This window comes from Actinomadura rubrisoli (assembly GCF_004349215.1).
In the GTDB taxonomy this organism is placed as follows: domain Bacteria; phylum Actinomycetota; class Actinomycetes; order Streptosporangiales; family Streptosporangiaceae; genus Spirillospora; species Spirillospora rubrisoli.
On the sequence record NZ_SMKU01000283.1, the window covers coordinates 1 to 12327 of the forward strand.

Here is a 12327-nt window from a genome sequence, read left to right on the forward strand (position 1 = left end):
GGCACGGAACCCGGGACGCGGGGGGCGGGGACCGGCCCGGCGGACGGCCCGCGCAGCGCGTGCTCGACCGCGTCGTCGGGGCGCATCGCGCGGCCCTCGCCCCAGAACTGGGCGACCAGCGGCTCCCCCAGCTTGCGGCGGATCGGCTCCAGCGTGCGCTCGCGGTGCGCGCCGGTGCCGGGCTGCCGGCCCGTCGCCTCGCGGAGCGCGGACGCGGCGCCGGCGAGCATCACCGCGCCGCGCTGGTCGCCCTCGCGCGCCACCAGGTCGGAGAACGCCTCCAGCGCGCGCGCCACGTCCAGCCGGATGCCGGACGAGCGGCTCAGCGTGAGGCTGCGCGCGAGCGCGTCGCGCGCGGCGGGGAGGTCGTCCTGCTCCAGCGCGACGCGGCCGAGGCCCGCCAGCGCCCGGGCCATCTCCGGGCCGGCGCCGATCTCGGCGAGGATCGGCAGCACCTCGCCGTAGTGGGCGCGCGCGGCCGCGTGGTCGCCGCGCAGTTCCGCGAGCCGGCCGAGCCCGATCATGGCGTGCGAGGCGCCCCACAGCTGGCCGATCTCCCGCATGACCGCCGCGCTCTCGGCCAGCCGCTCGCGGGCCTCCCGCAGCCGGGACCCGCGGATCAGCACGTAGCCGCGGGTGGCGAGCGCGTGCGCCCGGTTCCACTCCTGGCCGGGCGCGGAGGCGATGGCCTCCGCCTCGTCCAGCCGGGCGGCGGCGGCGCCGAGCCGCCCGGCGCGGGCGAGCGCCTCGGCGGTGGTGATCAGGGCCATCGCGGTCATGAAGTCGTCCCGCGCCGCGCGGCACGGGCCGAGCGCCTCCTCGGCGAACCGCAGCGCCTGCGCGAAGTCGCGCCCGCCGACGGCGAGCTGCGCCCGCCCCGCGAGCCCCGCGCCGAGCACGCGGGCGCCGAGCCCCCGGCCGCGGGCGAGGAAGCGGTCGGTCCACTCGGCCCACTCCGCGACGCGGCCGCGCACGATCCAGAACGTGCGCAGCGCGGTGCAGATCCGCAGGCCCTCCTCGATGTCGCCGCGCTCCAGCGACCAGGCGAGCGCGGCGCGGACGTTGTCGAGCTCGGCGTCGTACCGGTGGGACAGCGCGACCCGCTCGGACCACGACCCGGGGATCTCCGCCGCGGCGAGCTCGCCGTCCCGCTCGGCCGCCTCCAGTACCGCGTCGCGGTGCCGCGTCCGGAACGCCACGCCCTCGCCCGCCGCCTCCAGCCGCTCGCCCGCGTACTCGCGGATGCTGTCGAGCTGCCGGAACCGGACCTCCCCCGCCAGCTCCCCCGTGACGACGACGAGGGACTTGTCGACCAGCGCGGTGAGCAGGTCGAGGACGTCGTCGGCGTGCAGACCGCCGCCCCCGGGGGCCCCGCCGGGCCCGGTATCGGCGCAGACGTGCTCGGCCTGGTCCAGGGTCCAGCCGGCGAACACCGACAGCCTCCGCAGCAGCGTGCGCTCGGGCCCGTCGAGCAGCTCGTGGCTCCAGTCGATCGCCGCGCGCAGCGTGCGCTGCCGGGGAGGCGCCGTCCGGTCGCCGGCGCTCAGCAGCCGGAAACGGTCGGTGAGCCGCCGCGCGATCTGCTCGACCGACAGCACCCGGACGCGGGCGGCGGCCAGCTCCAGCGCCAGCGGCACCCCGTCGAGCGCCTGCGTGACGTCCTGGACGGCACCCGTCCCGGCGAATCCCGGGCGGACCGCGCGGGCGCGGTCGACGAACAGCCGGACCGCCTCGTCCAGGGCGAGGGGCGGGACCCGCCACACGTTCTCCCCCGGCATGCGCAGCGGCTCGCGGCTGGTGGCGAGGACCCGCAGCCGCGGGCAGCGGGCCAGCAGCGTCCTGGTCAGCTCGGCGGACTCGTCGATGACGTGCTCGCAGTTGTCCAGGACGAGCAGGACCGGCGCGCCGTGCAGCGTGTCGGCGAGAGTCTCGGTGAGGGGGCGGCCCTCCTCCTCGGCGACGCCGAGGACGGCGGCGGCGCGGCGCCCGACCGGCTCGGGCGTGCCGTCCGGCCGGAGGTCGGCCAGCTCCACGAACCACACGCCCCCCGGGTGCGCGGCCAGCATCGTGTGCGCGACGTGCAGCGCGAGCCGGGTCTTGCCGATCCCGCCCGCCCCGCACAGCGTGACCGCCCGCATGGCCTCCAGCAGCCGGGCGAGGTCGTCCACGTCCCTGTCGCGGCCGATGAACGCGTTGGGTTCGGCCGGGAGGTTGGTCCTCACGGGGGTGTTCAGCGCAGTCATGCTTCCTGCCGTGTCCGAAGGGTCCGGCCCAGTGCGTTCCCGTCCCCGCTGCCCCGTGCGAGCCCGGGCCGTCCGGTATGGCTCTGTGAGTGTCGCATCGCTGTGCGTGTGCCGTCCCCGGTTTCGCGTTCTTGATTTTCTCCGTCCGTTCGCGTCGATTCCACCCTTGCGGCCGAGGGGCCGTACGGTAGTGCGCCGTGTCCCCCACCTCCGAGAACGCGCCCGGTGCCGCCGCCAGTCTCGACGACGTGCTCGTCGGCGAGGCCGTGCTGGGCGTGTACCGGCAGATGTTCGCGGCGCTGGCCCGCGACAGCGGCGCGGTCGTGGACGACCCGGAGCTGGTGGACGTCGCCGAGACGCTGCTCGCCGCGTTCGCCGACGCGGGCGAGGAGGGGCTGAGCCGCGAGCAGATGCGGTACGTGTGCCGCCGCTACCCGCCTGAGGTGTTCGAGAACCGGCTGCGGGTGCTCAAGGGGCTGGGCGCGGTCCGGGAGGTGTTCCCCAAGCCCAACCAGCTGCGCTACCGGGCGTCGTTCACGAGCGTGGTCGGGCTCATGTTCGTCCGGCGGATGATGCTGGACGGCGGGCAGAGCGAGATGCACCGGCTCCTCGCGCTGGAGCAGCTGAACGTCGCCGACCCGCGGATGACGCCCGGGCAGGCGCGCGACGGCGCGGACGGCCTGGCCCGCGCGTTCCGGCTGTGGAGCGTGGAGCTGCTGACGCTGACGAACGCGACGATCGAGGAGCTGCGGGAGCAGGCGCCGAAGCTCTGGGGCACCGAGGAGATCCTGCGGCGCGCCGAGCGGCTGCACGGCGCGATCCTGCGCCGCTGGCCGCAGCTCGACCGGACCTGCACCGACCTGCGCGCCGCGATCTACGCCTACGGCGACGCGTCCCGCCGCGCGGCGGCCCGGCTGTCGGACTCGGCGGGCACGACGCGCAACCTGACGCTCCTGCCGCCCGAGACGTGGCGCACGTTCTCCCGGACGGCCTCGCGGGAGGACCTCGCGGCCGTGCTGGACGGGTTCGTGTTCGACGCGGCGGCGCCCTGGCACGAGCCGTCCGCGGTGGTGACGGCGGTGGAGGACGGGCCGCGCGCGACGCCGCAGAGGCCCGCGCCGCCGCGCCCGTCCGTCCCTGACCCGGGGCTGTCGGACGACACCGGCTCGGACGGCGCGGCGATGGAGCGGCTCCGCGGCATCGCCGAGCAGATCCTCCGGGGCCGCGACCGGGTCGCCGTGGAGGACGTCCTGGACCAGGACTGGGCGGCGGCGCGGCGCGTGCTCGCCGACCTGTCGTCGGTGCATCTGCATCCGGAGCTGCCCTACCGGCTCGTCTGGTCGGACGGCCTGGAGGTGCGCCCCGGCGGTTTCCCCACGTGGGTGTCCCCTGGCTGGTTCGAAAGGACCGCCTCGTGAGCGTGGACCCGCAGGTTCTGGCGCGCGCGCGTGCCCGGGTGCTAGGCGCGGCGTCGATCGCCGTGTCCGAGCCCGTCCCGCCGGGGACGACGGCCGCGACGGACGGCGACCGCGTGTGGCTGCTGCCCGCCTGGCCGGACGGCGCCACGCCCGCGATGCTGGAGGAGTACGAGACCGCCCCGATGCCGCTGGACCGCGCGGGCCAGGCGCGCCGCGTCCTCGCCGCCGCGCTGCGCTGCTGCTGGCGCCGCCTGGACGACGCGCCCTGGCCCGGTTCCGCCGCCACGTCCGCGGACGTGCTGGAGGTGTACGCGGGCATGTCGCGCGGCGACGCCGACCTGGCGCGCCGCTGGGCGACCGGCGAGCTGCGCCGCCTGGCCGACACCGGCTGGCTCCTGCTGGACGAGGAGTCCGGGACGGTGCGGCCGGGGCCCCGGGTGGCGCTGTGGGCGGAGCAGTCCCTGCCGTCCCTGCGCGACCTGCTGCGCCGTCTCCCCGAGCCGCCGCCGGGGGACGCCGGTGAGTGAGCTGTTCGAGCCGCTGCTGCGGTCCTACGACGAGCGGCGGCGGGCGGAGCTGGTGGCCGCGTACATGGCGGTGGAGCACGCCGCCGAGCCGGTGCCGGAGGTGCGGTTCACCGCGCTGCGCGAGCCCGCGCTGCGGCGGACGGTCGAGGAGATGCTCGCGCTCACCGGCCGGACGCTGGTGCGCTCGGAGCAGACCCGGTGGATCTCCGGCTACCGCGACGACGTCGCCGCGGAGCTGGCCGGGGACCCGGAGTGCGTGCCGCCGGTGCGGGAGCGGGCCGTCCTGGCGCTGGTGCTGATCCACTCGGTGGCGATCCCGCGCGCGGCGGGGCTGCTGGCCGACGACTCGTGGCTGTCGCCCTACCCGACGCCGGTGGACGAGCTGCGCCGCCGCACGCAGCTGCCGATCGGGGAGCTGGAGGCCGCGCTGCGGCGGCTGCGCCTGGCGGGGCTGGTGGCGCAGGTGAAGGCGGGCGCGGACGACGCGGGCGGCTTCGTGCCGGGGCCGCAGTTCCACCGGCTGACGGCCGCCGCGCGCCGCCGCCTCCAGGAGGAGCTGATCCTGGCCGCCGGGCCGGACTCGCCGCTCGCCGCGGCGATCAGGTCCCGGCGCCGGGACCGGGAACGCGATCAGGGGGAGAACAGATGACCGCCGTCCTCGAACCGCTGATGCCGGGCCCCGCGGGCACCGGCGGCGACAACGTCGTCGGCGACCGGACGCTCGTCGCCGTCCAGGCGGTGAACATCTCCCGGCTGTCCACGCACCCGGTGCCGACGGTACCGGGCACGCTGATCGTGGTCGCCGGGCAGGGCCCGAAGGACTCCAACGGCGCGGGCAAGTCGTCGTTCATCGCGGCCATCACCGCGTTGCTCGGGGACGAGCAGTGGCGGTTCGCGTCGGGCGCGCGGGCGGTGGCGGAGCTGCTGTTCAACGCCGAGCTGGCGGCGCAGGGCGACACCCAGTGGGCGAGCGCCGACCACGGCTACATCGTGGGCGTCTTCGACTACGCCGAGCCGCCGGAGCGCCCGGAGGCCGCCGGGGAGCCGGAGGATGCGGCCGGGGAGCCGGAGGAGGAGACGGCGGTCACCGTCTGGCTGCGGGTGAACGTGGACGCGCCGCACCTGGAGATCCGGTGGCGGCAGGGCGTCTGCCTGGCCTCGGCGCCGTCCGAGGCCGACCGGGTCGCGCTGGCCGACCGGCTGTGGGCGGGCCTGCCGCGCAGCGCCGGGCGCCGCGACCTGGTCGCCAAGGACCTGGGCCGCGTCCTGTACGGGGGGCAGGTGCGGTGCGTGTCGTTCCTGTCGACGTCGGTGCGGTCGAAGGTCGCCACGAACCTGCTGTCGCAGCCGCTCAACGAGATCGGCCCCGAGCGGATCTTCAGCGCTATCGCGGCGCTGACCGGGCTGGACCGGGAGCTGGAGGCCGAGCGCAAGTCCCGCGCGGAGGAGCACCGGGAGCGGGCCAAGGCGGCCGAGGCCGGCGAGCGGCTCGCCGAGTGGGAGCGCGAGGCGGCGGCGCTGCTGAAGACGTTCGACCGGCGCGACCGGGCCCGCGAGGAGGTCGCGGCGGCGCTGCGGGACTGGCGGACGCGGCAGGCGCGGCTGCTGGCGGACGCGGCGGAGGCCGACGCCGCGCACGCCGCCGAGCAGGAGGGCCTGCGCCGCGAGAGCGACGAGCTGGCCGCCGCCGCGAAGGCGGCCGAGCGGGAGGTCGAGCAGCTCACCGGCGGCGCCCTGGACACGCGGCTGGCCGAGGCGGGCGCGGCGCTCGCCGAGCTGAAGGGGCAGGCCGACCAGCTCGGCGCGGACAAGGCCGTCGACCGCGACCGGCTGGAGGAGCTGCGCAGGCGGGTGTCGGCGCTGGAGGAGCGGCGGCGCGAGGCGGACGGGCGCGACGGCGGCGCCGCGCGCGCGGAGCTGGCCGAGGCCGAGGCCCGGCGGGACGAGGCGCAGCAGCGGCTCGGGGCGGCGAAGGCGGCGGTGGCGCGGGCCGAACGCGCGCTGGCGGAGGCGGAGGCGGGCGCGTCCAGCGCGCCCGCGCAGATCCGGGCGCTGGCGGCGGCCGGGATCGCCGCGGTGGGGCTGCTGGACGCGGTGGAACTGGCCGAGGACGTCCGGGACCGGTGGGAGGCCGCGCTGTGGCCCTACCGGGAGGCCGTCGTCGTCGGCACCGGCGACCTGGACGCCGCGGTCAGCGCGCTGAAGGAGCTGCCCGGCTCGGTGATCGTCTCCGCGGACGGCGACCTGGCCCCCGACGGCGAGCCCCTGAGCGGGCACCCGGAGGGCGTCCGCTGCGGCCTTCCCCTGGCGCGCTTCTTCGCCTCCCTAGAGGAGCGTCCGGGCGTCGTCATCGTCACCGGCTTCGCCGAGCCGGTGACCGGGCGGGTGGCGCGGGTGCGGGCGGCGCGGGCCGCGCTGGAGGCCGCGAAGGAGGACCTGGACGGCGCCCGGGGCGCGGCGTCCGACACCGCGGCCGACGTCGCCCAGGCCGGGCGGCGGCTGGCGGGCGCCCAGGCGGGCGACGAGCTGGACCGGGTCCGCGAGCGGATGGCCGGGCTGCGCGAGCGGCTGGAGGAGCTGGCGGGCAGCGAGTCCCGGCTCGGGCCGCGCCTCGGGGCGGCGGAGCAGGCGCTGCGGCGGCTCCAGGCGAAGGCCGACACGCGCGCGCTGGAGGTCGACCGGCTCCGCGGGCGCAAGGAGGCGCACGAGCGCGAGCGCGACCGGATCCGCCGCAAGGCGTCCGAGCTGGCCGACCGGCGCGCGGCGCTGGGCCTGGACGAGCTGGAGCGCGGCTGGGGAGGCTCGCGCGACGGCGCCGCCGAGTGGCTGTCGGGCCTGGACGGCGACGAGCGGACCTGGACGCCCGCCGAGTGGTGGCACACCGCCGAGAAGCACCTGGCCGAGGCGCTGCGCCGGGTGTTCCCGGACGGACCGTCCGACGAGGACATGCCGGAGGAGATGCGCTTCCTGCTGCGCGAGCGCGCCGACGGCGAGGGCCGCCGCACCGACCGCGAGCAGGCCACGTTCCCGCGCCTGGTGAAGGCGATGGAGGCCTACCTGCGCCGGCAGGAGGACTACGAGCGGCACCAGCGGCGGCAGATCGAGGTGCAGATGTCGGGGCGCCGCTCCGACCTGGGGAAGGCGCAGCGGGGCGCGGAGGAGGCGGCGGGCGCGGCCGAGGCGCACCGGACGGCGCTGACCGCCGCGATCCGCTCGCGCCTCCAGCGGGTGTCGGAGGAGTTCGAGAAGCTGGACGTGGCGTACGGCGGGTACGGGGCGACGCTGGAGTTCCCCACGCCCGAGCAGCCGGGCGACCCCGAGCAGGAGTGGCGCTGGCGGGTGACGCCGAAGTGGCGGCGCTCGGACGGCCAGCGCTACGTCCCCTACAACCGGCGCGCCAACACCGCGCTCATGGACGAGAAGGCGGTGAAGCTGGTGTGCGCGGCGGCGCTCGCCAGCTCCGGCGGCGGGCGGCTGTGCCTGGTGCTGGACGAGCTGGGCCGCAACCTCGGCAAGGAGCACCGCAAGGAGGCCGTCGCGCTGTTCCGCAAGATCGGCGAGACGCACGGGATCACGGTGATCGGCGCGCTGCAGGACGACATGGAGCCGTATGCGATCGACGCGTGCGGGCAGTACGTGAAGCTGCGCCGCTCGTCCGACACGATGCCCTACAACGAGCCGCCGGTCGTGGTCGGGTACGACGAGCACGAGGAGCGCGTCCGCAAGCTCGCGGAGCGGATGACCCCCGGCCGGTAAAGGCGATTCCAGGTGAAAGCGGGGCCTTGATCCGGCAGGATGTCGCGCCATGCGCGTCGACGAGCTGCTGACCGAGATCGAGCCGCTGCCGTTCCGGGCGCGGTGCGAGCGCCTGGCGGGCCTGCGCCGCCTGTCCGGGGACCCAGCGCTGGCCGCGCTACTGGACGGGCTGGCCGGGCGCGGCCACTACGAGCGGTCGCTGGCGCTGTTCACCGCCTCCGCCGTCCGGGACGAGGCGTCGCTGGCCCATATCGCCGCCGCGACGCGCGACCCCGACGCCGAGCTGGCGTGCGAGGCGATCCGGCTGGGGGTGCGGTTCGGGGTCGGCCCCGGGCCGTTCCTGGACCGGCTGGGCGACGCCCCGGCCGCGGTCCGGTCCGCGCTGTACGAGGCCGTCCGCAAGTGGCGGCGCTCCGACCTGGCCGACGCGCTCGTGGACGCGGTCGCCGGGCGCTGGGGAGACGAGGAGGCCGCGGCGCTGCTGTCCGCCTGTAGCCCCGGCGTCGCGGCGGCCCGGCTCGACGCGCTGGCGCACGCCGTCCCGAACTGGAAGGCGATCGGGCACGCCCACCCCGGCCTCATGCTCGACCACGCGGAGCGGCGGCTGGCGGAGCTGCCCGAGGGCGTGGCGGGCGGGTGGTGGTCCCGGCACGCGCTCGGCGTGGCCGCCGCGCTGCACCACGGTCCCGGACGGGTCGTGGCGCTGCTGGAGCGCCACTGCCGCACCGGGCCGCTGCCGTACGCGCTCCAGCCGGGCGCCGGGGCGCTCATCGGGGCCGAGCCGGAGCGCATGCTGCGGCTCCTGCTGTCCGACGGGCACCGCGGCCACCTGCGCGACCTGCTGCACCGCCGGTCGGTGCGCGACCGGCTCGCCCGCCTCGGCGGCACCGGCCCGGCCGATCTGGCGCGCGCCGTCCGCGACGACGAGGGCGCGCTGTGCCTGCTGCTCAAGGCGTTCGCGCCGGGACGCCGCGCGGCCGTCTTCGACGCGGCGATGAGCGGCACCGATCTCGGCGCGCGGGAGTTCGGCGAGGCGCTGCTGGGGGTCCTGCCGCGGGCGGTGCGGGTCCGGGAGGCCCGCCGGATGCTGGGCCTGCGCAAGGTCGCCGAGTCCCCGGCGCGGGTGTGGGCCGTGACCTCGTTCCTCCCCTACGACGAGGCGCTGCCCGTCCTCGGCGAGGTGACCCGCAGGCCCGACGCCGGCGAGCGCGGGACGGGGTACGCGCTGCTGATCGCGTGCGCGGGCCGCAGCGGCGACCCGGCGACGCTGACCCGGATGCTGGAGTCGCTGGGGCGGCTGCGCAACGAGCAGGACCCCGTCCGCCTCCCGGCGCTGAACGCGCTGCACTCCGTCCCGGAGGGCCTGCTGCGGCCCGAGCACGCCGCGGCCGTCGCTCAGCTGGCCGAGGACGCGCTGAACGCCCGCGACTGCTCGTACACGACGCGCCACACGCTCGGGCAGATCGCAGGCGCGTTCGCCCGGCAGGGCGCCATCCGCGACGACGCCGACCTGCTGTCGTTCGCGCTGGACTTGATCGACCGGCTGATCGGGCACGCCGGGGCGCTCCGGCTCGGCCGCCTCGACCGCGCGCTGCGCCGGGGCCAGGAGCACCGGCTCGCCGCGATGCTCGCGCCGCACCTGGACGCGGGCGCGCGCCGCGACGACCACCGGCTCGCGCTGCTGGTCGTCCAGGCGCTCGGGCGGCGCGCCCACCGCGTCCCGCGGTTGCAGGACGCGCTGGAGGCGGCGCTGGACGCCCGCGACGACGGCGTCCTCGGCCAGGCCATCGCGCTGTGGCTGGACCCCCCGGCCACGCGCGCCGAGCGGGTCGGGCGGGTCGTGGCCAAGGACCCCTCGGCGGTCGCCGTCCACCGGGTGTTCGCGGTCATCGCCCGCGAGCGCACCGACCTGCTGGACCTGGTGCTGACCGAGAACACCCCGGCCGGACGGTTCCGCCGCCCGGACGTGACGTACGTCCCGCGGGCGCGGCGGGTGTGGATGCGCCGCTGGACGGCCCGGCAGCGCGGTGCCTACCTCGCGCTGCTGGAGCGGGTGGCGGCGAGCGGGACGCTGCCCGAGCAGGCGCGGGGCGACGCGGTCGCGCTGATGGCGCGGGTCCCCGGCGTCGACCCCGCGCGGATCCGCGCGCACCTGGACGGCGAACCGTACCTGCGCCGCGCCGCGCTCACCGCGCTCGCCTGGACCCCGTCCCCGCAGGACGTCCTGCCCGAGCTGCTCTCCCGCGCCGGGTCCGACGACGCGCACGTGGCCGTGTACGCGGCGTCCCGGGCCGCGCGGTTCGTCCCGCCGTCGGCGCTGTCGGCGGTGCTCGGGCCGATCCTGGCGGACGGCAAGATCACCGCGCGGAAGGAGGCGCTGCGGATCCTGCTGCGCAGCCGCGTGCCGGACGCGCTGGACCTGGTCGCGGCCGCATGGGACGACCCGGGCCAGCACCGGGACGTGCGGGCCGCCATCGTGTCCGCCGTCCGGCCGCGCCTCGACGAGCCGGTCGCGCTGCGGATCCTGGAGGAGGCCGCGGCGGGGCCCCGCGACCTGGCCCGGCAGGTGATCGGCACCCCGCCGCTCCTCGTGGACGAGCGGTTCCGGGCAGCGTACGCCGCGCTGGTGCTGCGCGTGGCCCGCTCGGAGGACCCCGAGGCCCGCGACGCGGCGCTGCCCGGCGTCCCCGCGTGGGCGCCCTGGGCGCCGGACGCCCCGGCGGTGCTGGCCGACATCGTCACCGACCTCGGCGGCACGCGCGGCTGGCGCGGCGCGCTCCACGCCCTCGTCGGCTGCGTCGCCAACGGGATCGGCGCCGCCGAGCTGGGCACGGCGGCGGCCGAGCTGGCCGCCGCGCCGGACCTGCCCGACGCCGAGGCCGAGCGCGACCTGCCCGCCCATCAGCGGCTGGCCGCGCTCGTCGACGCCGTGCGCGTCGCCGCCGAACAGGACCGCGACGGCGCCGAGCACGCGATCCGCGCCGTGGACGGGCACCTGCCCGAGCCGCTCGCGTGCGCGCTCACCGCCTCGACGCTGCGCTGGGACACCCCCGCCATCGCCGCCACCGTGGACGCCCTGGCCGACCGGTGCGCGGGCGGCGGCGCCCTCGCCGTCCTGCACGTCGCCGAGGCGCTCATCGGAGGCCCGCTCGGCGAGGACGACGAGGACGGCTTCTACTACGTCCGCCCGGACCCGTCCGTCCCAGAGGACGTGCGCCCGCACGCCGCCCGGCTCGCGGCGCGCGGCGACCTGGCCGGCGGCCTGTTCGCATGCGCGCTCACCGGCCGGCACGGCCCGCGCGCGGGCTGGCCCGGGACGTGGCGGGCGCTGCTGCGCGCCCTGCGGACCCATCCGGTCCCGGACGTCGCATTCGCCGCGAGGAGCGTACGCACCGCCGCGGAGTGAACGGCGGCCGCCCGGACGCCGTCACAATGGAAGCGGGGCCTCACCACACCTGTTCGACGGACCCGGGGAGCGGCCGGTGGCGCAGTGGCGGGTAGAGGGGTTCGAGGAGATCCGGGAGCTCGGACGCGGCGCGCAGGGCCGGGTCGTCCTGGCGCGGCACGCCGGGCGCGGCACCCCGGTCGCGATCAAGTACCTGGCGGCCGGGGCCGACCCGGCCGCCCACGAGCGGCTCCGGCACGAGGCGCGGATGCTCGGACAGGTCGTCGACCCGCACGTGGCGCGGCTCTACCGGCTCGTGGAGAAGGACGGCGAGCTGGCCATCGTGATGGAGGCCGTGGACGGCGTCCCGTTCAAGGAGATCCTCGCCCGGTACGGGGCGCTGGAGCCCGAGGCGGCCCTCACCGTGCTGAAGGGCTCGCTGCTCGGCCTCGCCGCCGCGCACGCCGCCGGGGTCGTCCACCGCGACTACAAGCCCGCCAACGTGGTCGTCCCCGCCGACGGGCGCAGCAAGCTCATCGACTTCGGCATCGCCACGCCGGAGGGCGCGTCGTCGGCCGCGGGCACCCCGCCCTACATGGCGCCCGAGCAGTGGCGCGGCGAGCCCGCCACGCCCGCGACCGACGTCTACGCGGCCACCTGCGTGTTCTTCGAGTGCCTGACGGGCCGCCGCCCCTACGGCGCCGGCGACCGCGCGTCGGTCATGGCGGGGCACCTGTCCGGGCGCGTCCCGGCGGAGGAGGTCCCCGAGCCGCTGCGGCCGCTCGTCACGCGCGGCATGGCGAAGGACCCGGCGGAGCGCCCGCCGGGCGCGGCGGCGTTCGTCGGGTGGCTCGACGAGCTGGCGCGGACGGCCTACGGGCCGGACTGGGAGTCCAAGGGCGTGCGGGCCCTCGCCGGGACCGCCGTCGCCCTCGCCGCGCTGTTCCCGGTCGCCGCCGCCGGCCTGATCCCGGCGGCGGCGACCGGGAACAGCGCGG

Annotated in this window: 7 protein-coding genes; 6 read left to right on the forward strand and 1 reads right to left on the reverse strand. The window is 77.6% G+C overall.

Going from position 1 to position 12327, the window contains the following annotated elements; all coding sequences use genetic code 11:
- The coding region (locus E1298_RS35440; RefSeq protein ID WP_131901182.1) for an ATP-binding protein at positions 1–2243 on the reverse strand (2243 nt) is incomplete at its 3' end.
- A 197-nt stretch (positions 2244–2440) separates the two neighbouring features.
- Between E1298_RS35440 and E1298_RS35445 the strand changes: the two genes are divergently transcribed.
- From E1298_RS35445 to E1298_RS35470, 6 genes are all read left to right on the forward strand, one after another.
- A complete protein-coding gene (locus E1298_RS35445; protein WP_131901184.1) occupies positions 2441–3661 on the forward strand; it encodes a hypothetical protein in 1221 nt (406 codons plus the stop codon).
- Positions 3658–4188 (forward strand): hypothetical protein, encoded by a 531-nt coding sequence (locus tag E1298_RS35450; RefSeq protein WP_131901186.1) that lies wholly within the window; start codon positions 3658–3660, stop codon positions 4186–4188. Before E1298_RS35445 ends, E1298_RS35450 begins: the two co-directional genes overlap by 4 nt.
- Positions 4181–4837, forward strand: coding sequence for a DprA-like winged helix domain-containing protein (locus tag E1298_RS35455; protein WP_131901188.1), 657 nt, complete (start codon positions 4181–4183; stop codon positions 4835–4837). Before E1298_RS35450 ends, E1298_RS35455 begins: the two co-directional genes overlap by 8 nt.
- Positions 4834–7944, forward strand: a complete 3111-nt coding sequence (locus E1298_RS35460; protein ID WP_243726007.1) for a coiled-coil domain-containing protein — start codon at positions 4834–4836, stop codon at positions 7942–7944. Before E1298_RS35455 ends, E1298_RS35460 begins: the two co-directional genes overlap by 4 nt.
- 49 nt (positions 7945–7993) lie before the next feature.
- Positions 7994–11350 (forward strand): hypothetical protein, encoded by a 3357-nt coding sequence (locus E1298_RS35465; protein ID WP_131901190.1) that lies wholly within the window; start codon positions 7994–7996, stop codon positions 11348–11350.
- A gap of 76 nt (positions 11351–11426) precedes the next feature.
- On the forward strand, positions 11427–12327 hold a 901-nt coding region (locus E1298_RS35470), incomplete at its 3' end, for a serine/threonine-protein kinase (protein WP_131901192.1).